This window comes from Martelella sp. FOR1707 (assembly GCF_053484265.1).
Genome location: NZ_JBAKFP010000006.1, coordinates 206230 through 230385, shown reverse-complemented (window position 1 = coordinate 230385; position 24156 = coordinate 206230). Strand labels below are relative to the sequence as shown.

Annotated in this window: 24 protein-coding genes, 1 tRNA gene and 1 other RNA gene; 15 read left to right on the top strand and 11 right to left on the bottom strand. The window is 62.8% G+C overall.

Features of this window, described 5'->3' with window-relative positions; all coding sequences use genetic code 11:
• Positions 1 to 26: 26 nt before the first annotated feature.
• Positions 27 to 103 (bottom strand) — tRNA-Arg (locus tag V6765_RS18065).
• Positions 104 to 514: 411 nt separating this feature from the next.
• On the opposite strand from V6765_RS18065, the gene chvE (V6765_RS18060) reads away from it, so the two are divergent.
• The 4 genes from chvE (V6765_RS18060) (at position 515) to mmsB (ending at position 5709) form a co-directional block, all read left to right on the top strand.
• Positions 515 to 1585 (top strand): multiple monosaccharide ABC transporter substrate-binding protein, encoded by a 1071-nt coding sequence (gene chvE, locus V6765_RS18060; protein WP_448431311.1) that lies wholly within the window; start codon positions 515 to 517, stop codon positions 1583 to 1585.
• A 181-nt stretch (positions 1586 to 1766) separates the two neighbouring features.
• Positions 1767 to 2840: a multiple monosaccharide ABC transporter substrate-binding protein gene (gene chvE / locus V6765_RS18055; RefSeq protein ID WP_448431309.1), complete on the top strand. Its 1074-nt coding sequence runs from the start codon at positions 1767 to 1769 to the stop codon at positions 2838 to 2840.
• A 144-nt stretch (positions 2841 to 2984) separates the two neighbouring features.
• Positions 2985 to 4505, top strand: coding sequence for a multiple monosaccharide ABC transporter ATP-binding protein (gene mmsA / locus V6765_RS18050; protein ID WP_448431307.1), 1521 nt, complete (start codon positions 2985 to 2987; stop codon positions 4503 to 4505).
• A 7-nt stretch (positions 4506 to 4512) separates the two neighbouring features.
• Positions 4513 to 5709, top strand: a complete 1197-nt coding sequence (mmsB, locus tag V6765_RS18045) for a multiple monosaccharide ABC transporter permease (protein ID WP_448431305.1) — start codon at positions 4513 to 4515, stop codon at positions 5707 to 5709.
• A gap of 463 nt (positions 5710 to 6172) precedes the next feature.
• Here mmsB and V6765_RS18040 read toward each other — a convergent pair whose 3' ends face one another.
• Complete coding sequence (locus V6765_RS18040) at positions 6173 to 7072, bottom strand: ribokinase (protein ID WP_448431303.1); 900 nt, start codon at positions 7070 to 7072, stop codon at positions 6173 to 6175.
• A gap of 175 nt (positions 7073 to 7247) precedes the next feature.
• On the bottom strand, positions 7248 to 8408 hold the full coding sequence (locus V6765_RS18035) for a DNA recombination protein RmuC (RefSeq protein ID WP_448431301.1): 1161 nt from the start codon (positions 8406 to 8408) through the stop codon (positions 7248 to 7250).
• Positions 8409 to 8578: 170 nt separating this feature from the next.
• Between V6765_RS18035 and def the strand changes: the two genes are divergently transcribed.
• The 5 genes from def to arsH all read left to right on the top strand — a co-directional run bounded on the left by def (position 8579) and on the right by arsH (position 12272).
• A complete protein-coding gene (gene def, locus V6765_RS18030) occupies positions 8579 to 9094 on the top strand; it encodes a peptide deformylase (protein WP_448431299.1) in 516 nt (171 codons plus the stop codon).
• Positions 9095 to 9373: 279 nt separating this feature from the next.
• Positions 9374 to 10312 carry a methionyl-tRNA formyltransferase gene (fmt, locus tag V6765_RS18025; protein ID WP_448431297.1) on the top strand — a complete coding sequence of 313 codons (939 nt, stop codon included), beginning with the start codon at positions 9374 to 9376 and terminating at the stop codon, positions 10310 to 10312.
• Positions 10312 to 11064: a tRNA pseudouridine(38-40) synthase TruA gene (gene truA / locus V6765_RS18020; protein ID WP_448431295.1), complete on the top strand. Its 753-nt coding sequence runs from the start codon at positions 10312 to 10314 to the stop codon at positions 11062 to 11064. Before fmt ends, truA begins: the two co-directional genes overlap by 1 nt.
• Before the next feature lie 81 nt (positions 11065 to 11145).
• Positions 11146 to 11559 carry an arsenate reductase (glutaredoxin) gene (arsC, locus tag V6765_RS18015; protein ID WP_448431293.1) on the top strand — a complete coding sequence of 138 codons (414 nt, stop codon included), beginning with the start codon at positions 11146 to 11148 and terminating at the stop codon, positions 11557 to 11559.
• Positions 11556 to 12272, top strand: coding sequence for an arsenical resistance protein ArsH (gene arsH, locus V6765_RS18010; RefSeq protein ID WP_448431291.1), 717 nt, complete (start codon positions 11556 to 11558; stop codon positions 12270 to 12272). Before arsC ends, arsH begins: the two co-directional genes overlap by 4 nt.
• A gap of 17 nt (positions 12273 to 12289) precedes the next feature.
• Here arsH and V6765_RS18005 read toward each other — a convergent pair whose 3' ends face one another.
• The 6 genes from V6765_RS18005 to V6765_RS17980 form a co-directional block, all read right to left on the bottom strand.
• A complete protein-coding gene (locus V6765_RS18005) occupies positions 12290 to 12754 on the bottom strand; it encodes a hypothetical protein (protein ID WP_448431289.1) in 465 nt (154 codons plus the stop codon).
• A 63-nt stretch (positions 12755 to 12817) separates the two neighbouring features.
• Positions 12818 to 13402 (bottom strand): hypothetical protein, encoded by a 585-nt coding sequence (locus V6765_RS18000; protein ID WP_448431287.1) that lies wholly within the window; start codon positions 13400 to 13402, stop codon positions 12818 to 12820.
• The gene (dapE, locus tag V6765_RS17995; protein ID WP_448431285.1) at positions 13386 to 14570 is read right to left on the bottom strand and encodes a succinyl-diaminopimelate desuccinylase; all 1185 of its coding nucleotides are present in this window, start codon (positions 14568 to 14570) and stop codon (positions 13386 to 13388) included. Before dapE ends, V6765_RS18000 begins: the two co-directional genes overlap by 17 nt.
• A gap of 38 nt (positions 14571 to 14608) precedes the next feature.
• Positions 14609 to 15460: a 2,3,4,5-tetrahydropyridine-2,6-dicarboxylate N-succinyltransferase gene (gene dapD, locus V6765_RS17990; RefSeq protein WP_448431283.1), complete on the bottom strand. Its 852-nt coding sequence runs from the start codon at positions 15458 to 15460 to the stop codon at positions 14609 to 14611.
• A 184-nt stretch (positions 15461 to 15644) separates the two neighbouring features.
• A complete protein-coding gene (locus V6765_RS17985) occupies positions 15645 to 16430 on the bottom strand; it encodes a hypothetical protein (protein ID WP_448431281.1) in 786 nt (261 codons plus the stop codon).
• Positions 16431 to 16539: 109 nt separating this feature from the next.
• Positions 16540 to 17235 carry a pyrimidine 5'-nucleotidase gene (locus tag V6765_RS17980; RefSeq protein WP_448431280.1) on the bottom strand — a complete coding sequence of 232 codons (696 nt, stop codon included), beginning with the start codon at positions 17233 to 17235 and terminating at the stop codon, positions 16540 to 16542.
• Between the two features lie 273 nt (positions 17236 to 17508).
• On the opposite strand from V6765_RS17980, the gene V6765_RS17975 reads away from it, so the two are divergent.
• Positions 17509 to 18423, top strand: coding sequence for an EamA family transporter (locus V6765_RS17975; protein ID WP_448431278.1), 915 nt, complete (start codon positions 17509 to 17511; stop codon positions 18421 to 18423).
• A 132-nt stretch (positions 18424 to 18555) separates the two neighbouring features.
• Here V6765_RS17975 and gap read toward each other — a convergent pair whose 3' ends face one another.
• Entirely contained in the window at positions 18556 to 19557 is a 1002-nt protein-coding gene (gene gap / locus V6765_RS17970) for a type I glyceraldehyde-3-phosphate dehydrogenase (RefSeq protein WP_448431276.1), read from the bottom strand.
• Between the two features lie 211 nt (positions 19558 to 19768).
• Positions 19769 to 21751 (bottom strand): transketolase, encoded by a 1983-nt coding sequence (tkt, locus tag V6765_RS17965; RefSeq protein ID WP_448431274.1) that lies wholly within the window; start codon positions 21749 to 21751, stop codon positions 19769 to 19771.
• A gap of 459 nt (positions 21752 to 22210) precedes the next feature.
• Between tkt and V6765_RS17960 the strand changes: the two genes are divergently transcribed.
• From V6765_RS17960 to V6765_RS17940, 5 genes are all read left to right on the top strand, one after another.
• Positions 22211 to 22492 carry a DUF4164 domain-containing protein gene (locus tag V6765_RS17960; RefSeq protein ID WP_230719379.1) on the top strand — a complete coding sequence of 94 codons (282 nt, stop codon included), beginning with the start codon at positions 22211 to 22213 and terminating at the stop codon, positions 22490 to 22492.
• A 12-nt stretch (positions 22493 to 22504) separates the two neighbouring features.
• Complete coding sequence (locus V6765_RS17955) at positions 22505 to 22870, top strand: cell division protein ZapA (RefSeq protein ID WP_448431271.1); 366 nt, start codon at positions 22505 to 22507, stop codon at positions 22868 to 22870.
• A 37-nt stretch (positions 22871 to 22907) separates the two neighbouring features.
• On the top strand, positions 22908 to 23171 hold the full coding sequence (locus tag V6765_RS17950; RefSeq protein WP_448431269.1) for a hypothetical protein: 264 nt from the start codon (positions 22908 to 22910) through the stop codon (positions 23169 to 23171).
• Positions 23172 to 23291: 120 nt separating this feature from the next.
• A non-coding RNA gene (ssrS, locus tag V6765_RS17945) (6S RNA) lies at positions 23292 to 23455 on the top strand.
• A 22-nt stretch (positions 23456 to 23477) separates the two neighbouring features.
• Entirely contained in the window at positions 23478 to 24071 is a 594-nt protein-coding gene (locus tag V6765_RS17940) for a 5-formyltetrahydrofolate cyclo-ligase (RefSeq protein WP_448431267.1), read from the top strand.
• Positions 24072 to 24156: the final 85 nt, after the last annotated feature.

Here is a 24156-nt window from a genome sequence, read left to right as displayed (position 1 = left end):
ACGGGCTATTTGAAACGAAGAGAAAATGGCGCGCCCGACAGGATTCGAACCTGTGACCTTTGGAATCGGAATCCAACACTCTATCCAGCTGAGCTACGGGCGCTTCGGGCAGGCGGTGGCCGCCTGCGCGGATTGTTTAACCCAGCTTGCGGGCGGCATCAATCGCAAAAATCGCGCGATGCCAAAAACGATGCCGATCGAGGCGGTGCGGGAGAGGGAGGCCCGGGGGACGCGCCTGTTAGACCAAAGGATAAGGCGCCGCCGCTTCGGTCTCGTTTTCGCGCAGCCGGGTGGGCTGGAAATTCAACGGCTTAGATAATGTGCCGACTGCAAATATAGCAGAATTGGTATATCAGCTTCGTTGATCTCAATTTGACACTGGCATCGTTCTGATAACACCCTTCCCTCGCGATCTGCGTTTTGCAACCGCACGGGTTGCGAAGGGGAGGACCTGAGCGCCGGCACACCGGCCGAGGCGCGGAGCGAACAGATATTCGCGAATTGGGAGAGAGATATGAAATTGTTAGTTTCCGCATTTGCCGTTGCGGCAGTGACGGTTGCGTCGTTTGCCGTGCCGAGCTTTGCGCAGGACAAGGGCACGATCGGGATCGCGATGCCGACCAAATCCTCGGCGCGCTGGATTTCGGATGGGCAGTCCATGGTCGAGCAGTTCCAGGCGGCGGGCTACGACACCGACCTGCAATATGCAGAGGACAATATTCCCAACCAGCTGTCACAGATCGAAAACATGATCACCAAGGGCGTTGACGCGCTGGTGATCGCCTCGATCGACGGCACCACGCTTTCCAACGCGCTGGCAAATGCCGCCGCCTCGGGCATTCCGGTGGTCGCCTATGACCGGCTGATCCGCGAGAGCCCGGATGTCGACTATTACGCCACCTTCGACAATTTCCAGGTCGGCGTGCTTCAGGCCGAAAGCCTTGTCGATGGCCTAAAACAGCGCTTCCCCGACACCAAGCCCTGGAATGTCGAGCTGTTCGGCGGTTCGCCGGACGACAACAACGCCTATTTCTTCTATGACGGCGCGATGTCGGTGCTGCAGCCGCTGATCGACTCCGGCGATATCGTGATCCCGTCGGGCCAGATGGGCATGAACCAGGTCGGCACGCTGCGCTGGGACGGCGCGGAAGCCCAGGCCCGCATGGATAACCTTCTGTCCGCCAACTACACCGACAAGCAGGTCCATGGCGTGTTGTCGCCCTATGACGGGTTGTCGATCGGCATCCTGTCCTCGCTGAAGGGCGTGGGCTATGGCACCGGCGACCAGCAGATGCCGATCGTGACCGGCCAGGATGCCGAAATTCCCTCGGTCAAGTCGATCATCGCCGATGAGCAGTATTCGACGGTGTTCAAGGACACCCGTGAGCTTGCCCGCGTGACCGTCGGCATGGTGGATGCCCTTCTTCAGGGCGGCGAGCCGGAAATCAATGACACCGAGACGTATGACAATGGCGTCAAGGTGGTCCCGTCCTATCTGCTGTCGCCGGTCTCGATCGACGCCTCCAACTGGGAGGAAATCCTGGTCGACCAGAGCGGCTACTACACCCTTGACCAGCTCAAGTAATCACCACAAGGGCGGGCGTTGCGGCGCCTGCCCTTTCCGGTGCGAAGGCTTTTTCTTCGTTCCGTTTTGACTTACGTGCCTCAAATGTCGCCGGCTACTGCCGGCCTGGGGCGAAATTCCTCCGCAAGGGCGGAGGCGCATTCATGAGATGGGCCATATCGGCCCTCAACGGGAGAGAGACATGAGAAAGATTATCTCCATTTTCGCAGCCGCCTCCGTCGCGGCAATTTCTGTCGCCGCGCCGGCGCTTGCCGCCGACAAGGGCTATGTCGGCATCGCCATGCCGACCAAGGGCCTTGACCGCTGGAACAAGGACGGCGCGTCCATGGTCGAGCAGTTCGAGGCCGCCGGCTACAAGACCGACCTGCAATATGCCGAAAACGAAATTCCCCAGCAGTTGTCGCAGATCGAAAACATGATCACCAAGGGCGTCACCGTTCTGGTGATCGCGGCGATCGACGGCGGCTCGCTCACCGGCCCGCTCGCCAATGCGGCCGCCGCCGATATTCCGGTGATCGCCTATGACAGGCTGATCCTCAACACGCCCGATGTCGATTATTACGCGACCTTCGACAACTACAAGGTCGGCGTCCTGCAGGGCAACAGCCTGGTTGAGGGCCTGAAAGAGCGCTTCCCCGACACAAAACCCTGGAATGTCGAGCTTTTCGGCGGGTCGCCGGATGATAACAACGCCTATTTCTTCTATAACGGCGCGATGTCCGTGCTCCAGCCGCTGATCGATTCCGGCGATATCGTGATCCCGTCGGGTCAGATGGGCATGGACAAGATCGGCACGCTGAACTGGTCGAACGCCGCCGCCCAGGCGCGCATGGATAACCTGCTTTCGGCCTATTACACCGACAAGCCGCTGCACGGCGTCTACGCTTCCAATGACGACCTCGCCATGGGGTCGATCTCGTCGCTGAAGGGCATCGGCTATGGCTCCGGCGACATGAAGATGCCGATCATCACCGGCCAGGATTCCAACCTGCCCAACGTCAAGGCGATCATCGACGGCGACCAGTATTCCTCGATCTTCAAGGATACCCGCAAGCTTGCCGGCGTTACTGTCGGCATGGTGGAAGCGATCGGCGAGGGCAAGGAGCCGGAAGTCAACGACACCAGCACCTACAATAACGGCGAGAAGGACGTGCCGTCCTACCTGCTGGAGCCCGTGATCGTGACCCAGGACAACTGGAAGCAGATCCTGGTCGACGACAGCGGCTACTACACCATGCAGCAGATCGAGAATTGATCGTCTGAGGTGAGGTCAACGGGCCCGTCGCCGGCATTTCCGGCGGCGGGCTGACGCGCGCGAGCCCCAAGGGCTTGTCGGTAACGCGTCGAAGGAATGGGTGGCGCTTGACGCGCGATCCGGTGCCAAACGGTGACAGGTGTCATGACAACATTGCTCGAAATGCGAAAGATCACCAAGACCTTTCCCGGGGTGAAGGCGTTGAGCGACGTCGACCTGAAGGTCGAAGAAGGCGAGATCCACGCGCTGGTTGGGGAGAACGGCGCAGGCAAATCAACCCTGATGAAGGTTCTCTCCGGGGTCTATCCCCACGGCTCCTATGAGGGCGAAATCTATTATGCCGGCGAACTGGCGACCTTTTCCGGCATTGCCGACAGCGAAAAGAAGGGCGTCATCATTATCCATCAGGAGCTGGCGCTGGTGCCGCAATTGTCGATCGCGGAGAATATCTTCCTTGGCAACGAGGTTTCGCGGGCCGGCGTGATCGACTGGCCGGAAACCTTCGACCGCACCGAAAAACTGCTCCGCAAGGTGGGGCTGAAGGACCCGCCGGCGACGCTGGTGGAAAAGATCGGCGTCGGCAAGCAGCAGCTTGTCGAGATCGCCAAGGCGCTGTCCAAGGATGTCCGCCTTCTCATTCTCGACGAACCGACGGCTGCGCTTTCGGAATCCGATAGCGCTAAGCTTCTCAAACTGCTTCTGGACCTGAAAAAGCAGGGCATCACCTCGATCCTGATCTCGCACAAGCTGAACGAGGTCGAACAGATCGCCGACAACATCACGGTGCTGCGCGATGGTTCGTCGGTCGCCGATATCGACTGCTCCACGGAGGAAGTCAGCGAGGCCAGGATCATCCAGGCCATGGTCGGCCGGACCATGGAAAACCGCTATCCCGACCGCGAACGCAAGTTCGGCGAGGAGTTGATGGCGGTGAAGGACTGGACCGTCTGGCATCCCGAGCAGGCCGACCGCAAGGTGATCAAGAATGTCGCCTTCAACGTGCGTGCCGGCGAGATCGTCGGCATTGCCGGCGTGATGGGGGCAGGGCGCACCGAGCTTGCCATGAGCATTTTCGGCCACAGCTACGGCCGCAATATCTCCGGCGAGGTCTGGCTCGGCGGCGAGAAAGTGGACGTCTCCACCGTTCCGAAGGCCATCCATGCCGGCCTTGCCTATGTGACGGAGGACCGCAAGGGGCTGGGGCTGATCCTGGACGAGCCCATCACCCGCAATGTGACGCTCGCCCATCTTGGCGGGGTTTCCAAATATGGCGTGCTGAACACCGCCGAGGAAACCAAAACCTCCGAGCATTATCGCAAGGCCATGAACATTCGCACGCCGACAGTGGCCCAGCGCGTCGTCAACCTTTCCGGCGGCAACCAGCAGAAGGTGGTGCTGTCGAAATGGCTGTTCACCCAGCCCGACGTGCTGATCCTGGACGAGCCGACGCGCGGCATCGATGTCGGCGCCAAATACGAGATCTACACGCTGATGAACGAGCTTGCGGCCGAAGGCCGCGGCGTCGTGATGATCTCATCGGAAATGCCGGAGCTGCTGGGCATGTGCGACCGCATTTACATCATGAACGAGGGGGCATTGGTGGGCGAACTGAGCGCCGCAGAGGCGAGCCAGGAACGCATCATGTCCTTCATTGTCAGGAAATGAGAAAGCGATGAATATACCCGAGGAAACCGCCGCGGACGAGCACAAGCCCTCGATCCGATCCTATCTGACTCTCCGGATGCGCGATTACGGCATCCTGCTCGCTTTGATCGTCATCATCGCGTTTTTCCAGATCGTCACCGACGGCGTGCTGATGCGACCGGTCAACATCACCAACCTGTTCCTGCAGAACTCCTATGTGATCATCATGGCGCTCGGCATGCTTATGATCATCGTGGCCGGGCATATCGATCTCTCGGTCGGCTCGATCGTGGGCTTCATCGGCGCGCTGGCCGCGGTGATGATCGTCCACTGGCAGGTGCCGGTCGTGGTCGCCTTCTTTGCCTGCATCTTCGCCGGCATGCTGATCGGGGCGTGGCAGGGATACTGGGTCGCCTATTGGCGCATTCCGTCCTTCATCGTCACGCTCGCCGGTATGCTGATCTTCCGCGGGCTGTCGCTCTGGATCCTCAACGGCCAATCGGTTGGCCCGTTCCCGGGCTCATTCCAGCTGCTGTCGACCGGCTTCGTGCCCGATCTCTTCGGCGTCGGCCGGCCTAATATGACGGCACTTGTGGCCGGCATCATCGCTGCTGCCGCGATCGTCTATCTCGCCTGGCGGTCGCGGGTGCGCAACGTTGCCTACGGTATCGAGGATGAGCCGCTGTCCTTCTTCCTGGGCCGCAACATCATCGTTGCCGGCGTGCTGGTGTTCGTGGCCTGGAAGCTCGCCTCGTTCCGCGGCCTGCCGAACGTGCTGATATCGATGGCGATCCTGACGGTGATCTACACCTTCATCACCGAAAGCACGACCTTCGGGCGCAGGGTCTATGCCATCGGCGGCAACGAGAAGGCGGCGGCCCTTTCAGGCATCAATACCAAGCGGCTGAACTTCATCGTGTTCGTGAACATGGGCATGCTGGCAGCACTTGCCGGTCTCGTGTTCGCCGCCCGCCTCAACATCGCCACGCCCAAGGCCGGCAACGGTTTCGAGCTTGATGTGATCGCGGCGGTGTTCATCGGCGGCGCGTCGATGTCCGGCGGGGTCGGCAAGATCGTCGGCGCTGTGGTCGGCGCATTCATCATGGGCATCATGAACAACGGCATGTCGATCATGGGCATCGGCATCGATTACCAGCAGGTGATCAAGGGCCTGGTGCTGCTCGCCGCCGTCGTCTTCGACGTCTACAACAAGAACAAGGCCTGAATTTCCGGAAGAAAGGCAGGGCGACACAGCCCTGCCGCTTTGCGCGCCATGCGTGCCCCCGACACGAAAAACCCCGGCACATCGGGGGATGATGTGCCGGGGCACGGGGCGCACCCGCTTTTTCCAGACTGCCGGACAAGCCGGCACCTTGGCGCGTCTGGATAGGGCATTAACGCGTCATCTCGCAAAATGGACCAAAAGAAAAGTAAAAAATTTAACAATTGGGTCCAGCGCCCCAATATTCGGGTTCTTACGACCATGCCGAGCGGCAGCGCCCGACAGGCGCAACCTCCTTTGAAATAGGGCGCTGGCGCCTGGCGTCTACCTGAAAGACGAATGCGGATTTGCGTTTCCGCCGTCCGGCAAGGTCAAAAGCCTCGCGCGGCTGGATCATCGGGCGGTTGGTCTGAACCGCCCGTTGCTCTCCGGGAAATGGATGGCGTAATGGCAGGGACCGATGATTTCAGGCCCGTGCGTCGACCGCGGCTTTTTCCGGGATCGACGGCTGGGCGCCGGGCTTGAGGCAGGCGAGCGCGCCTGCGACAGCGGCGCGGTGCGCGGCTTCCGCGAATGGCAGCCCCTGATCGAGCCCGCTTGCGAAATAGCCGCAGAAGGTATCGCCGGCGCCGACGGTATCGACCGGGTCGATCTTCAGCGCGTCGATGCGGTGGAAGTTGCCCTCATGCATGGCGATGACGCCCTCTGCCCCGAGCGTGATCACGATGGTCTGGCCGGTTTCGTCATGGCGGGTTTTCAGCATCGCGATCCGCCCCTCGCTGCCGAGTTCCTCGGCCCCGACGAGCCGCTCGAACTCGGTCTCATTGGCAATCACGATATCGGCGAGCGCGCCGAGTTCAGCCGCTTCCGGCGTCAGCGGCGCGGTGTTGAGGATCGTGCGGATGCCCTTTTCGCGGGCGCTCTTAAGCGCGGCACGGATGGCACTCGCCGGGATTTCGAGCTGCAGCACAAGCGTGTCCTCCGGCGACATTTCTGCCACGACCGCCTCGGCGTCCGCTTCGGTGACCTTGCCGTTGGCGGCGGCGTTGATGACGATGACATTTTCTCCGTCGCCGCCGACAAGGATCATCGCCGTGCCGGTGGGGCCATCGGTTGTCTTCACCGCCGAAAGGTCGACGCCGGCGTCCGAAAGGAGGGCGGTGGCGGCGGAGGCGAACTCGTCATTGCCGACGGCACCCGCCATGGCGACTTTGGAGCCGGCACGGCGCGCGGCAAGCGCCTGGTTTGCGCCCTTTCCGCCCTGGGCGGTGGCAAAGGAGGTGCCGGCCACGGTTTCGCCCGGCTTCGGCAGGCGCGGTGTGGTGGCGATGAGGTCCATATTGATGGAACCGAAGACCGTGATCATGGCATTACTCCCGTCAGCTTCGCTTGGTCGGTGCGAAGCCTCCGCCGGAGGGCGAGGCCGTCCGTCGCGCCTCGCCAGTCCGGCACACTCAAACATCGCATCCAGTCGGCCGATCGCGAAACCGGCCGCCGGTGCTCTCTCTTGCGCTTTTATTGCGCGCAAGCCGCGATGGCAATCAGTCCTCGTCGACGACGCGCAGTTTCATGCGGCCGAGCCCCTGCTGTTCCTCATCAGGCGTGGAAGACGGCTCGGCCTCCTTTCGGCCGGTCTCGAATTCCAGCGTCGCGATCCGTTCGCCGCGCCGGGCGATCTTGCCCGTGGATATCCGGATCGTCTCGACATCCTGACGGGCCTGGTTGAAATGGCTTTCCAGTTTTGCCACGCGCTCGTTGAGGCGGGTGAGGTCCGCCAGCAGATGGGCCACCTCGCCCTGTATCAGATGCGCCTGTTCGCGCATGCGCTGGTCCTTCATCACCGCCTGCACGACCTGGATCGACAACAGCAGCAGCGTCGGAGAGACGATCACCACGCGCATGGCGTGGGCGCGCTGGACGACCGCTTCGTAGTGCTCGTGTATATCGGCGAAAATCGATTCGGAGGGAACGAAGAGGAAGGCCGTGTCCTGGGTTTCGCCGGGCAACACATACTTGCCGGCGATATCGCGGAGATGGGTGTCGAGATCGCGGCGGAAGCGCTGGCTGGCGGCGCGCGCCGCCTCGTCGCTGTCCGCCGCGCGCATGGCGTTCCATGATTCCAGCGGAAACTTGGCGTCGATGATCAGGGGCGGCGCGCCGTTCGGCATGTCCACCACGCAATCGGGCCGGGTCCCGTTCGACAGCGTCGCCTGGAACCGGAAGCTGCCGGCGGGCAGGGCATCAGCGATAATCGCCTCCATCCGCCCCTGGCCGAAAGCGCCGCGGGTCTGCTTGTTCGACAGAATCGCTTGCAGGCCCACCACATCCTTGGCCAGCGACTGGATATTGTTCTGCGCCGCATCGATGACGGCGAGCCGCTCCTGCAGGCGGCGAAGGTTCTCGTGGGTGGTCTGGTGCTGCTGGTGCAGCGTGGTGCCGATCCGCTGCGAAAGCCCGTCGAGCCGAGAGCCGAGCGCGGCATTCAGCTCCGACTGGCGGCTGCCGAACAGCTCCGCCATCGTCGCCATGCGGCCCTGCATCTCACTTTGCGCCTGCACCAGTTGCTGCAGCTCGCGTTCGAGGCCCTTGTCCTGCCGCGCACCGCCGCGCCGGGCCAGGAGAATGACGAGGGCGGCAATCAGAATGCACAACGCGCCGGCCATGGCGAGCGTCGCCGTGTCCATTGCCGCCAGTCGGGCCATCGCTGCATCCATAACGTCACCTCTCTTATCGCGAGCCTAGCGCAGATTTTTCTTGAAATAAAGATCAAAACGTGAACAAAATGGTTGACGGGTGACAAAGAGGACGGGAGGTTTGGGGTAGACCGTATGAAAATATTTCCCCCGGCGCGAACATGCGCTATGGGGTGGGCATGACCACGATGCCATTGATTATTTTGCCGGACCCTCTGCTGCGCACGGTCTCGAAGCCGGTCGAGCGCATAGACGACGACCTGAAGAAATTTGCCGACGATATGCTGGAGACCATGTATGAGGCTCCGGGCATAGGCCTTGCCGCGATCCAGGTTGGCGTGCCCCGGCGCATGCTGGTTCTGGATGTCGCCAACAAGGACGAGGGCGAAAAACAGCCCATGGTGGTGATCAACCCCACCGTGCTGCACACTTCCGACGAGCGCTCGGTCTATGAGGAGGGCTGCCTGTCGATACCGGAGTTTTATGCCGAGGTGGAACGTCCGGCGAACGTGCGGGTGCGTTATACCGACCTCGCCGGCAAGGAACAGGAAATCGAGGCCGACGGCCTGCTCGCCACCTGCCTGCAGCATGAGATCGACCATCTCGACGGCGCGCTGTTCATCGATTATCTGTCGCGTTTGAAGCGCGATCGGGTGATCAAGAAGTTCACCAAGGCGGCCAAGCACAAGCTTTAGGATATGCCGAATCGATGCGGCATGCCTGCAGAGCGCCTCGATACGGCATGGTGAGAGCGGGCCCGTGCTTCCGTTGATTGGCGAACCCCTGATTGGCGAACCCTTGAAGGCCGGCTTGCGACAACGAACCACGTCGTTTCGGTCCGCCGGGAGGCCACTACGGTTCGATGTATTTCCGGGTGCGGCAGATTTGTCTTTGGCAGCACGGCGGCTGCGTTCTATCTGTCCGGTTGCCGCGGTTTCGCGGTTGCCGCATTGCGTAGGCCGGAAGGAGTGATCATGACCCTCAGAATCATTTTTATGGGCACGCCCGAGTTCTCCGTTCCCACCCTGAGGGCGTTGAAGGAGGCGGGCCACGAGATTGCCTGTGTCTATACCCAGCCGCCGCGGGCGGCCGGCCGGCGCGGGCTGACAGAGGTGAAGTCGCCGGTGCATCAGGCGGCCGAGCTGCTCGGCTTGCCGGTGCGCACGCCGGAAAATTTCCGCGCTGACGAGGAGCGTGCCGCCTTCGGCACGCTCGATGCCGATGTCGCGGTGGTGGTCGCCTATGGCCTGTTGCTGCCGGAGGCGATTCTGAACGGCACGCGGCTTGGCGCTTATAACGGCCATGCCTCGCTTCTGCCCCGCTGGCGGGGCGCAGCGCCCATCCAGCGCGCGATCATGGCCGGCGACAGCGAGACAGGCATGATGGTCATGAAGATGGAAAAGGGGCTCGATACCGGGCCTGTGGCGCTGACGAAACGGGTCGCGATCGGTCCGGACATGACGGCGGGCGGGCTGCACGACCGGCTGATGCATGATGGCGCGCGGCTGATGGCAGAAGCGATGGTAAAGCTCGAGGCGGGCGATCTGCCGCTTTCGCCGCAGGCCGAAGACGGCGTGACCTATGCGAAGAAGATCGACAAGGGCGAAACCCGGATCGATTTCAGCCGTCCGGCCGCCGAGGTGCATAATCATATCCGGGGGCTCGCGCCGTTTCCGGGCGCCTGGATGGAGGTGCCGGCGGGCAAGCGGCTGGAGCGGGTCAAGGTGCATGAAAGCGCGCTCGGGGCGGGCGAGGGCGCGCCCGGCACGGTGCTTGCGGGGCCAGACCTCACGATCGCCTGCGGAAACGGCGCGGTGCGGCTCCTCCGGCTGCAGAAGGCCGGCGGCAAACCGCTTTCGGCCGAGGATTTCCTGCGCGGCACGCCGCTTGCGCCGGCAACGGTGCTCGCCTGATGCCGCGTTACCGCCTGAAGGTCGAATATGACGGCGCGGCCTTTGTCGGCTGGCAGCGCCAGGCCGAGGGGCGCTCGGTGCAGAGCGCGCTGGAGGAGGCGATCGCCGGGTTTTCCGGCGAGACCGTTTCCATTCGCGGGGCGGGACGCACGGATTCGGGCGTTCATGCCCGCGGTCAGGTGGTGCATCTCGATCTCGCCAAGCCCTGGAGCCCGTTCACGCTGCTGAATGCGGTCAACGCCCATCTTCGGCTTGCCGGCGATGGCATTTCGGTGGTCGATGTGGTCGAGGCCGAGCCGGATTTCGATGCCCGGTTTTCGGCGCTCAGGCGGCATTATCTCTATCGCATCATCAACCGGCGCGCCCATCCGGCGCTGGAATGGAAGCGCGGCTGGTGGGTGCCGAAGCCGCTGGACCACGCGGCGATGCATGCGGCGGCCCAGATGCTCGTCGGCAGGCATGATTTCACGACCTTCCGCTCGGTGCAGTGCCAGGCGAAATCGCCGGTGCGCACGCTCGACCGGCTCGATGTCACGCGCGACGGCGATATCATCGAGATCCGCGCCAGCGCCCAGAGCTTTCTGCATAACCAGATCCGCTCCTTTGCAGGCACGCTGAAACTTGCCGGCGAGGGCAAGATGTCGGCGGAAGACGTGCGCCAGGCGCTGAAGGCGCGCGACCGCAAGGCCTGCGGTCCGGTGGCCCCGCCGGAAGGGCTTTATTTCATGCAGGTGGACTACCCGGGCGATTGAGCGACATCCGGACGGGGCTTGCGTCATTCGGTCTTCCGATATATCTATATTTCCAGCTTTATGGATATGTTTGAGGTTCCGATGTCCGTCACCATCTACCACAATCCCGCCTGCGGAACGTCGCGCAACGTTCTGGCGATGATCCGGCAATCCGGCGAGGAGCCGGAGGTCATCGAATATCTGAAGACCCCGCCGACGCGCGAAAAGCTTCAGGAATTGATCGCGGCGATGGCAATTCCGGTGCGTGCTCTGCTGCGCCGCAAGGGTACGCCCTATGACGAACTCGGGCTTGACGATCCGGCTCTTTCCGACGACGAGCTGCTCGACGCCATGATGGCGCATCCGATCCTGATAAATCGCCCGATCGTGGTGACCGAGAAGGGCGCGAAACTGTGCCGTCCGTCGGAGACCGTGCTTGAAATCCTTCCGAACCCGGAAATCGGCGGCTTTACCAAGGAAGACGGCGAGGTGGTCTCGCCGCAGGGCAAAAAGTGAACCTGCCTGACGCGGGATCACTGCCCGCGCTGGATGAAACGGCCTTCCGCCCTGTCGACCCCGAACGCCTGTTTTCCGGCAACCGGATCGCGCATCCGCCAAGGGTGCTGATGCTGTACGGTTCGCTGCGCGAACGCTCCTATTCCCGGCTTTTGACCGAGGAGGCGGCGCGTTTGCTTGCGGCATTCGGCGCGGAGGTGCGGATTTTCGATCCGCATGGCCTTCCGCTGGTCGGCAGCACCGATGAAAACCATCCGAAGGTGCAGGAGTTGCGGTCCGCTTCGATCTGGTCCGAGGCGCATGTCTGGTGCTCGCCCGAACGGCACGGCGCGATGAGCTCGGTCATGAAGACCCAGATCGACTGGCTGCCGCTTTCTGCGGGCGGCGTGCGGCCGACTCAGGGGCGGACCCTGGCGCTGATGCAGGTGTGCGGCGGATCCCAGAGCTTCAATACCGTCAATCAGATGCGCATTCTCGGCCGGTGGATGCGGATGTTCACAATTCCCAACCAATCCTCCGTCGCCAAGGCCTACAACGAATTCGACGAGAGCGGTCGGATGCAGCCGTCACCGTATTATCGGCGCGTCGTCGATGTCATGGAGGAACTGGTGAAGTTCACCCTTCTGCTGCGCGGGCAGAGCGGATACCTGACGGAGCGCTATTCCGAGCGGATCGAGGCGGCCGAGAAACACGCGCGCCAGGCCGGCGCCTGACGCCGGAATGCGCGGCGTCACTGCGTTGAAACGGTCTGGCCGGTGACGCAAGTAAGCTCGCTGAGCGGCGGCTGGGCGACCTGCATCTGATAGGCGGCGCGCTCTTCCTTGGTCTGGCAATAGGGTATCGTGACGTCGGAAAACCCCTTGTCTGCAAGGCAGCGGTTGATCAGGCGCTGGCGCAGTTTTTCATTGGTGTCGTAGCTATAGCTTTCCACCGGCGTGGTGTAGCCGCCCACTTCGCCGCATATGGTTGTGTCGCCATTGGTGTCGCAGCTCACAACGCCTGGATAGCTGTAGCCTCCGGTCACTTCGGTCACCATGTTCTGCGGCACATCCTTCAGCGCGGCGATGAAGCACTGGTCATAGGCTTCCTGCCGCTCGGCGCGGGTGGAGCCTTCCTTGTACAAAATCGAAACCGGCCCCGTCTGGCAGGCGACGAGCCCCAGCAGAACGGTGAGCGCCAGCGCTTTTCTGGTCATGACATATCCCCCGATGCATACAATCTTTGCGTGAGCGGCAGCCCCTGTCAAGTAAGGTCCCTTTCACCCGCCCACGATATAGCGCGTGCCGATATCGGTGACCAGCAGCGCGGTAATCGCCGAGGCGATGATCGCCGCCGCCGTCGGCAGCACTTTTTCATCCATCAGCATGTAAACGATCCGGATTTCGAACAGAAAGGCGCCGAGCAGCACGGTCTGGAACACGATCAGCACGATGGTCGCCAGCGGCTGCAGCCCGGTGGCGATCAGGAAGATCGCGAGTGCTGCGAAGATGTTCACCGGCAGGCTCAGCCAGTTGGTGGCGACGATGATCTTGAGGAAGGCGCGCGGCAGGCCGGAGACCATGCAGACGACGCCGAGCACGACCAGCGGCGCCATCCAGCTCAACCCCTGGATCAGCGTGGTGCGCAAAAGGGTGACGAGCGTGAGGTCGATCGGAGGCTGCACAAGGCGGGTAAGGCTCACCAGCTCGCTCGCCACCATCAGCGGAAGGCAATAGGCAAGCGCCCAGAACGAGCGCGCCACGCCTCGCTCGGTGAAATCCAGATAGCGCGCATGGGCCGGGTCGGCCTTGAACAGCAGCCAAAGTCCGCGCAGGTAGAAAAGGACCTCAGCAAGCAGCGGCAAGCGTGAACCACCTCTCTATGAAATGCCGGTAGATCTCGGTCAGCTTTTCGAGGTCGGCGACCGCCACGCGCTCATCCACCTTGTGCATGGTCTGGCCGACAAGGCCGAACTCGACAACCGGGCAGTAATCCTTGATGAAGCGGGCATCGGACGTGCCGCCGGTGGTGGAAAGCTGCGGCGTTTTGCCGGTGACCGCCCCGATCGCATCGGACAGGCTGCCGGCAAGCTGTTCGTCACGCGTGAGAAACACGGGGCTGACCCGGCCGAGCCATTCGACCGAAAACCGGGTGGTGCCCTTTCCGCCGGCGGTGACGGCGCGGCTGATCCGGTCGAGGAGCTCGGCCTTCAACGTTTCCTCGCTCCAGAGATCGTTGAAACGGATGTTGAAGGTCGCCGTTGCCTTTTCCGGTATAACATTGGTCGCCGGGTTGCCGGTATCGACCGAGGTCACTTCCAGATTGGTCGGCGGAAACAAATCCGTGCCGTTGTCGAGCGGCGTGCCCATCAGCGCATCGAGCGCGCCGGCCATGGTCCTGAGCGGATTGTCGGCAAGGTGCGGATAGGCGACATGGCCCTGAACGCCGGTCAGGGTCAGCCGGCCCGTCAGCGAACCGCGCCGACCGACCTTGATCATGTCGCCGAGCGCGTCCGGATTGGTCGGCTCGCCCACAAGCGCCGCGTCCCAGTGCTCGCCGCGCGCGGCCGCCCATTGCAGTAGTTTGTCCGTGCCGTTGATGCCCGGGCCTTCCTCATCGCCGGTGATCAGCAGCGAGACGGAGCCTGCCGGCTTGCCATTCTCGCCGATGAAGCGGGCGAGTGCGGCAACGAAGCAGGCGATACCGCCCTTCATATCGACGGCGCCGCGACCGTAAAGCAGGCCGTCCGCGATCTCGGCGGCAAAGGGCGGATGGGTCCAGGAGGTCTCGTCGCCGGGCGGAACCACATCGGTATGGCCGGCAAACATCAGATGCGGGCCGTCCGCGCCGAGCCGGGCATAGAGATTTTCGACATCCGGCGTGCCGTCCCCGCGCGCCGTCATCCGCGTGACGGAAAAGCCGAGGGGCGCGAGCATCGCTTCAAGCGCCGTCAGCGCGCCGCCTTCTTCCGGGGTCACGGAGGGGCAGCGGATCAGGGCTTGCAGGTTTTCGACGGGGTCGGTGGCGCTCATCATTTCTATCTGGATATTCCTGATGCGATTGCCAGTGGTCAGTCGCGCAGAAGCTCGTTGATGCCGGTCTTGGAGCGGGTCTTTTCATCGACGCGCTTGACGATCACCGCGCAGTAGAGGCCGGGGCCGGGCGCGCCGTTGCCCATCGGCTTTGCTGCCGGCAGCGTGCCGGCGACGACGACCGAATAGGGCGGGATTTCGCCATAGCTGATCTCGCCCGTGGCGCGGTCGACGATCTTGGTCGACTGGCCGATATAGACGCCCATGCCGAGCACCGAGCCCTCGCGCACGATGCAGCCCTCGACCACTTCGGACCGCGCGCCGATGAAGCAATTGTCCTCGATGATGGTGGGGCCCGCCTGCATCGGCTCCAGCACGCCGCCAATGCCGACGCCGCCGGACAGATGCACATTCTTGCCGATCTGGGCGCAGGAGCCGACCGTGGCCCAGGTGTCGACCATCGTGCCTTCATCGACACGGGCGCCGAGATTGACGAAGGAGGGCATCAGCACCACGCCGGGCGCGATATAGGCCGAGCGGCGCACGACCGCATTGGGCACGGCGCGGAAGCCTGCGGCGCGGAACTGGTTGTCGCCCCAGCCCTCGAACTTGGAGGGCACCTTGTCCCACCAAGTGGCATTGTCGGGGCCGCCCTTGACCACTTCCATGTCGTTCAGGCGGAACGACAGCAGCACCGCTTTCTTCAGCCACTGATTGACCTTCCAGGCGCCGTGCTCCTGCTTTTCGGCCACGCGAGCCTCGCCGCTGTCGAGCAGGTTCAGCGCCTCTTCGACGGCATCGCGCACCTCGCCCTTGGTCGAAACCGAAATTTCGCCGCGGTTTTCGAAGGCGTTGTCGATGGTTTTCTCGAGGGATGTGAGATCGGTCATGCTGGTATCCTGTGCCGGTCGCGCCGATGGGCGCAAAGATAAGCCTTGGTCTGAACGATCTAAGCGAGGCCAGCCACGGCGTCAATCTTTGCCGCCCGTTCTTCCCGGACAAGCCGCCGTCATGCCAAACGAAAATGCCCCCGCAGGGGCGGGGGCACTTCGATGGAGGTCTGTAAGCTGCCGATCAGCGCATCGGGCGGCGATCCGGAAGGTCCTCGATCGTGATCACCATGTCGCCATTGCGGTCCATGCGGGAAAACATCTTGGCGGCGAGCTGAGCGAATTCTTCCTGGCTCACCTGGCCGCTGCGGTCGGTGTCGGCGCGCACGAAGAAGATGCGCTCTACATTGCCGGGACGTCCGCCCCACTTCTTGCCGTCCCGGTTCTTGCCGTCGTGGTCCCGGTCGCCCATGCGGTGCTGCGGGCCTTCGCCGTTCATGGCCATGCGCCGCGGGGCATCCTCGTTCATGCCTTTCTGGCCGGCTTCATTGTTTGCCATCTTGCGGGCGGGCTTGCCATCGGGGCCGGGCATGCCGCCCGGTCCACCATTCTGCGCCGCCATTTTGCCGCCTGGGCCGGGCATGCCGTCCGGACCACCATTCTGCGCTGCCATCTTGCCGCCGGGGCCGGGCTTGCCAGGCGCTGCGTCCGTCGCGGCCATCTTGCCTTGCGGGCGCGGATTGGCGTCGCGGAAGGCCTGCCGCTCGGCCTTGCGGAAATCGGAAAATTCGCCGGGCGTGATCACGCCGTCGCCATTGACGTCGATTTCCTCGAACCGGCCGTCCTGGAAGGCCACGACCTCGTCCTCGGTGATCTTGCCGTCCTTGTTGGCGTCGGAGGTTTTCAGCAGATAGATGAAGCCGCGCTCGGGAGCGGGGCCGCGCATGTCGCGGGCAAGGCTCGGGGTTGCGGCAGCGCCGAGCGCCAGCGTCGCGGCAAGGGCGGAGACGGTGAGTTGCTTGCGATTCATGACTTCTTCCTCGTGTTGGGGGCTACGAGGAAAGAGTAGGTGAGCGCCTGCTGAAAGACGACTTAATTTACGGAAAGGTAGCCTGAATAATCGGTAATTAATACTCTGTTCATCGTAGTAGTCCTGTCACGAAACCTGCCAGGTCTTCCGTCACGTAATCGATGTGGCCGGTCTCGTCGCCAAGCTGCTCGAAAGCCTCCGCGAACCCATATTCCAGATTGGGCGGCACGATCAGCACGGTGCGCATGCCGAGCGCCTTCGGCTCCCGCAGGTTGCGGGGCAGATCCTCGAACATCGCCGCATGACTGGTGTCGACGCCGGAGCGGTCGAGGAACTTGCGATAGGCTATCGCATCCGGCTTCGGAACAAAGCCGGCGGCGACGATATCGAAGATGTCGTCGAAATGATCGCGGATGCCGAGTGCGGCGGCGGTCTTTTCGGCGTGCGGCACGGAGCCGTTGGTGAAGATGAACTTGCGGCCCGGCAGCGCCTTGATCGCCTCGCCCAGCACAGGATTGGGCTCGATCACCGTGTAGTCGATCTCGTGCGCCTTTTCGAGAAAGTCGTTCGGGTCGATCTGGTGGTTGATCATCAGCCCCTGCAGCGTGGTGCCGTGGTCGCGGTAATACTGCTTCTGCAAGACACGCGCCTCGTCATGCGGCAGCGAAAGCAGCCGGGCGACATAGTCCGTCATGTTGCGGTCGACCTGCGAGAACAGGTTGACGTGATGCGGGTAGAGCGTGTTGTCGAGATCGAAAACCCAGTCGCGGACGGTTTCGAAATCGGATTTGTTCGGATGCGTCATCGGTGTTGTCATGCCTGCCTTATGGCAGAGTGCGGGCGGGAAGGGAACGGGCTTTGCGTTTCGACCCAACTGGCGCCGGGGCAAAGGGCGTGGTAGACAGGGTCTATGTCGACATGCATTCGCCAGAGCCCGATCATCCTGCAGGACCGCAAGCGCCTGCCGGTGCGGTTCTTTGCGGATTTCTGCACGACGGTGAACGGACGACTTTGAAGCGGTAAACGGCGGCTTGCGCCGTCAGAGATACCCCTTTCATCCTCTTCAAGGTCAAATCCCATGGAACTCTGGATCGGCATCACCTTTGCGGCCGCATTCCTGCAAAATCTGCGTTCATCCCTTCAGAAATATCTGAAAGGGCGCATGGCCACGCTTGGCGCCACCTTCACCCGTTTCGGTTTCGGCGTGCCATTTGCCGCGCTCTATTTCGCGATTCTCGCCTATGGCCTCGACCGGCCCGTGCCCTCGGTCACCGGCGATTTCCTGTTCTGGTCGGTCATCGGCGCGGCGGGTCAGATCGCGGCGACATTCCTGCTCGTCCACCTGTTTTCCTTCCGCAATTTCGCGGTCGGCACGGCCTATTCGCGCACCGAGCCGGCGCAGGCCGCCATCCTCGCCTTCCTGTTCTTCGGCGCGACGATCTCGCCGGTCGCGGTGATCGCCATCCTGATTTCGATTGCCGGCGTCATGCTGATATCGTTGTCGCGCAGCGCCGTCAGCTTGTCTGCGCTGGTGGCGGGGCTGATGACCCGAACGGCACTGATCGGCATTGCGTCCGGCACGCTGTTCGGGCTTTCGGCGGTGTCCTACCGCGCGGCCTCGCTGGCGCTGGCGCCCACTCTGCCACAGCCCGACAGCATCATGCAGGCGGCCTTCACACTGCTGGTGGTGATCGTGATCCAGGCAGCGGCGATGATCGCCTACATGCTCGCCTTCGACCGGGCGGAATTGGCCAAAGTGGTGCGGGCATGGCGTCCCGCCCTTGTAGTCGGCTTCGTCGGCGCGACGGCATCCTTCGGCTGGTTCATCGCCATGACCCTGCAGCAGGCCTCTATTGTCAAGGCGGTGGCGCAGGTCGAGATGCTATTCACCATCGCCACCTCGGTGCTGTTCTTCAGGGAAAAGATCACCCGCGTGGAATTACTGGGTTGCGGACTGGTGGTCTGCGGGGTGCTCGTGCTGCTGTTTGCGTGAGGCATGCCCTCACGGCCACACGACGAGCGCTGCTTGAGCGCTCTGCCGGAGCCAACAGCGCTTCGGAAATGCGCACACAAAAAAGAGGCCGGGACGAACCCGGCCTCTGCATTCCGATAGGCGCAGGGTCGCTTACAGCAGCTTGCCCATGGCGACGGCGACGTCGCCCATGCGGTTGGAGAAGCCCCATTCATTGTCGTACCACGACAGGATGCGCACGAGCTTGCCTTCCAGAACCTTGGTCTGCTGGGCCGAGAAGATCGAGGAGGCCGGGTCGTGGTTGAAGTCGCGCGAAACCAGCGGCTCTTCGCTGTATTCCAGAACGCCCTTCAGCTTGCCTTCGGCGGCTTCCTTGATGGCGGCATTGACTTCTTCCTCGGTCACGTCGCGGCTCGGCACGAACTTCAGGTCGACGACCGAAACGTTCGGGGTCGGAACGCGGATCGAGGAACCGTCGAGCTTGCCCTTCAGTTCCGGCACGACGAGGCCGATCGCCTTGGCAGCGCCGGTCGAGGTCGGGATCATGGAAAGGGCGGCCGCGCGGGCGCGATAGAGATCCTTGTGCATCGTGTCCAGCGTCGGCTGGTCGCCGGTGTAGGAGTGGATTGTGGTCATGTAGCCACGCTCGATGCCGAACTTCCCATGCAGCACATAGGCGACGGGCGCCAGGCAGTTGGTGGTGCAGGAGCCGTTGGAGACGATGATGTCGTCCTTGGTCAGGCTGTCGTGGTTGACGCCGTAGACGATGGTCTTGTCGGCGCCGGCCGACGGTGCGGAGACCAGAACGCGCTTCACGCCGCTTGCCAGCAGCATTTCGGCCTTTTCCTTGGCGGTGAAGATGCCGGTGCATTCGAGCGCGATGTCGACGTCGCTCCAGGGGAGATCCTTCGGATCGCGAATGGCGGTGACGCGCATCGGGCCGAGACCGGCGTCGATCGTGTCGCCATCCACCTTGACCTTATGCGGGAAGCGGCCATGTACGGAGTCGTATTTCAGCAGGTGAGCATTGGTTTCGACCGGGCCGAGATCGTTGATGGCGACAACCTCGATGTCCTTGCGGCCGGATTCGATGATGGCGCGCAGAACATTGCGGCCGATGCGGCCAAAGCCATTGATGGCAACTTTTACAGTCATGTAAGAAACTCCCTATTCGCGAATAGTTTCACAAAGTCCCAAGGCCGCACATCTCTGAAAGCTTCCGGGAGGGGAGCGGAGAAAACGGTCTTGCGAGGCCTCGGCCCCGATATAAGCGGTTGTGGCCGGAATTTCAGCAAACATCTTCGGTTTGCGGCAATTTCCGGCGCACCGCCCGGCTTTGGGGCCGGGCGGCTTGCGTTTCGTCAAATCAGGCGCGCTTCTTTTCCACGGCCTTGACCACGGCATCGGCGGTGATGCCGAAATGTTCGAACAGGGCTTCGCCCTTGCCCGACGCGCCGTAGCCGGTCATGCCGATGAAGATGCCGTCGGTGCCGATGAACGCGTCCCAGCCCATGCGGATACCGGCCTCGACGCCGACCTTGATCGGCGAGTTGCCGATGATCGCCTTCTGGTAGTCTTCCGGCTGCTCGAAGAACAGTTCCATGCACGGCACGGAAACGACGCGGGTGGCAATGCCCTTGTCGCTCAGCTTCTTCCGCGCCTCGACGGCGAGCCCGACTTCGGAGCCGGCGGCGAAGATCGTGACCTCGGCGTCATTGGCCGGGATCAGATCGTAGGCGCCGGTCGCGCACAGGTTCTTCTCGGAGTAATGCGTGCGTACCGCCGGCAGGTTCTGGCGGGTGAGCGCGATGCCGGAGGGGGCGTGCTTGCTTTCCAGCGCAAGCTGCCAGCATTCGGCGGTTTCCGTGGCATCGGCCGGGCGGAACATCAGAAGGTTCGGCACGGCGCGCAGCGACGCCATCTGCTCGACCGGCTCGTGGGTCGGGCCGTCTTCGCCGACGCCGATCGAATCATGCGTCCACACGTGGATGACGCGGATACCCATCAGCGCCGCCAGACGCACCGAGGTGCGGCAATAGTCGGAGAAGATCAGGAAGCCACCGGAATAGGGGATCAGCCCGCCATGGAGCGCGATGCCGTTCATGGCAGCCGCCATGGCGTGCTCGCGGATGCCCCAGTGGATGAAGCGGCCGGAGAAATCGTCCGGCCGGATCGGCGCGGTCTGGCTGGTGTTGGTGTTGTTGGAACCGGTCAGGTCGGCCGAGCCGCCGATGGTTTCCGGCACAACGCCGTTGATGACTTCAAGCGCGTTCTGCGAGGATTTGCGCGAGGCGAGCGTCGGCTTTTCCTCTGCAAGTTCCTTCTTGTACTTCTGGATCGCGCGATCGAAGGAGCCGGGCAGGTCTCCGGCGAAGCGGCGGTTGAACTCGGCCTTCACGTCCGCCTTGGCGGCGTCGAGCTTCTTTTCCCACTCGACGCGCGACTTGGTCGAGCGCAGGCCGGCAACGCGCCATGCATCGAGGATTTCTTCCGGTATTTCGAAAGCGGGGTATTCCCAGCCAAGCGCCTTGCGGGTGGCCGCGATTTCCTCGTCGCCAAGCGGCGAGCCGTGAACCTTGTTGGTGCCGGCTTTCTTGGGCGAGCCGTAGCCGATCGTAGTCTTGCAGGCGATCAGGGTCGGCTTGTCGGACTTGTGGGCTTCCTCGATCGCGGCCGCGATCTCATCGGGATTGTGACCGTCGATATCGATCGTATGCCAGTTGCAGGCCTTGAAGCGGGCGATCTGGTCCGTCGAATCGGCAAGCGAAACCGCGCCGTCGATGGTGATCGAGTTGTTGTCCCAGAACAGCACGAACTTGTTGAGCTTCAGGTGACCGGCGAGCGAGATCGCCTCCTGGCTGATGCCTTCCATAAGGCAGCCATCGCCGCACAGCGCATAGGTGTAATGGTCCATCAACTCGTCGCCGAATTCATTGGCGAGCTTGCGTTCGGCGATCGCCATGCCGAGCGCATTGGCAATGCCCTGGCCGAGCGGACCGGTGGTGGTCTCGATGCCGGAGGCGTGGCCGTATTCGGGATGGCCGGCGGTCTTGGAACCAAGCTGGCGGAAATTCTTGATATCCTCGATCGTCATGTCCTCGTAGCCGAGGAGATAGAGCAGCGAGTAGAGCAGCATCGAACCATGACCGGCCGAGAGCACGAAGCGGTCGCGGTTGGGCCAGTTCGGGTTCTTGGGATCGAAACGCATGAAGCGGGTGAACAGCACCGTGGCGACATCGGCCGCGCCCATCGGCAGGCCGGGATGGCCGGAATTGGCCTTCTGCACGGCGTCCATGGAGAGGAAGCGGATCGCGTTGGCCATCCGGTTATGTTTATCAAGAGAAGTCATGTTCTTCTTCGCTTTTCTTGAGTCTGTGGGAATGACATCGGTCTTCGGGAGTGACACTGGTCGACGGATTACCGGCGAAATCGCCGGACGGCAATGCTGCCGCGAAAACTATTATGTTGATCCGGACGACAAGGCAGCCGTCCTCAGGCGCCCCCTTGCCCGGAAACGTCGGGACCCTACACCATTTCATACGGGCCTGCCACCGCTTAAATCGGCAAGTTTGCGGGCGTCGCGGATTATGGCCGGAGCTTGCGGCGCGGCGCGGGGCGGGATATTTGCGAATGTCGGAGGCGGCGAACCATGTTTCCTATTGACAACTATCAGGCTGCGTTGACCTCGGCTGTTAACTCTCCCTAAGATCATGATGAAAATTAGAGCATCTTGGCGATTCGCTTTCGACGCCGCGACGGTTTGCCGAAGATGCCGGGTCAAATTCCATCACGGGGTGGGGTTGTAAGAATGGTCGCAAACACTGACCGGTTGGACGCCGCGCTGGCCGCGCTGGAAAAGGCATTCTCGACGCTCGAGAATGCGATCGACGCCCGCGCCGAAAACCTCCAGAACCGCGAGGAGCTCGAAAACGAGGTCCGGATCGTGCACGAGGACCGGGCGGGTCTCGCGCGCGAACTTGACCAGGCGCAGTTCCGGGCAAACCGGCTCGAGGAAGTCAACCGCGAGGTTTCCGGTCGGCTGGTGGCGGCGATGGAGACCATACGCTCCGTTCTCGCCCACGAGAAATAAGAGGCGAGGCAGATGGCGCAAGTCACGGTCAATATCGACGGCAAGGCCTACCGCATGGCCTGCGAGGAAGGCCAGGAGGAGCACCTGCTGGACCTCGCCGCCCGCTTTGATTCCTACATCTCCAATCTGCGCGGCAGTTTCGGCGAGATCGGCGATCTGCGCCTGACCGTGATGGCCGGCATCATGATCATGGACGAACTCCACGACCTGCAGACGGCGGTGGACGCCAATGCCGCCGAGCTTGCGGAATTGCGCCGCGCCGCCGGCTCCGCCGACGAGACCCGGGCCGCCGAGGCCGATGCGCTTGCCGACAGGCTGGAAAACCTCGCCGAGCGGATCACGACGCTGTCGCGCAAGGTTTCCGGCGTCACCAAGTAGGCCTGCGATGAATGCCGCTCGGGCCTGCGAAGCGGTGGTGAACAGCACCGCTCTGGTTGTCGAATATCACGGCTTCCGCCGGATCATCGAGGTCCATGCCGTCGGTCGCGGCGCGAACGGGCAGGGGCTAATGCGGGTGTTCCAGGTGGCGGGCGGCTCAAAGTCGGGAACGCTCGGCTGGAAGTTGTTTCATACTGAAGAAGCGACGCTGGTCGGCATTGCGCCCGACCCCTCCTGCGCTCCGCGGGCCGGCTTCAACCCGGCCGATCCGGCAATGACGGAGGTTTTCTGCCGGGCTTGAGATGGCGACGCAGCGCGGAAAATATTCCTTCCGACTGATCGGCAAAGTTTTGCCAGCCCACCCGAAAATATCGCTATGCCTCCCCCTTCCAGCGGGCCATCGGACGCTCTATATAGGGATTACGGTCTGCGCTTCTCGACAGGAATCAACACGAATCCCCGGGGCCTTACTCGATCCTAAGGGAGCTGTCCCTGACCCGGCCCGTGGGCTGGGTTATATGGCGCCCACCTACTTCTGTAGGCGCCCAGGATCCAACCGATTCCATCGGTCGCCGTGGACCGCACTTCTCACCGGGGAAGAACCCTCTTGGCCCTTCCGACAAAACCCGAACTGCGCAATGAAAGCCTGAAACGGCGCGACGCGCTGTCCGTTGACGAGCGGCAGGAAAAGAGCCTGGCGATCGCCACGCATGGCGCCGAGGCGCTGTCCGGGCTTGCCGCCGGCAAATGCGTTGCCGCCTACCACCCGATCCGTTCCGAGGTCGATGTCGCGCTGCTTGCCCATATGCTGGAGGATGCCGGTGCGCGGCTTGCGCTGCCGGCGGTGATCGACCGCGAGACCATCGTCTTCCGCGCCCACAGCGCTGCCGGAACGCTGGTGCCCGGCGGCTTCGGCACGATGGCGCCGGGGGAGGAGGCGGAGATTGTCGACCCGGATATTCTGCTGATGCCGCTTTCCGTGTTCGACCGGCAGGGCAACCGCATCGGCTATGGCGCGGGTCATTACGATCGCGCGATCGAGCGGCTTGCCGCCAAGGGCCGCAAGCCGCTGCTGATCGCCGTCGCCTTCGATTTGCAGGAAGCGCCGGCGGTGCCCGCCGAAGCCCATGACATGCCGCTCGACGGCGTGATCACCGAGACGGGGCTCGCCTGGTTCGGCGATCCGCCGGACGGTCTCTGAGCCGCTGCGCGCGCTTTCGCGGCACAAAATCATTGCCATGACCGCCTCAACGGCTCTAAACCGGCCGCAAAACCAATGCGCGGCG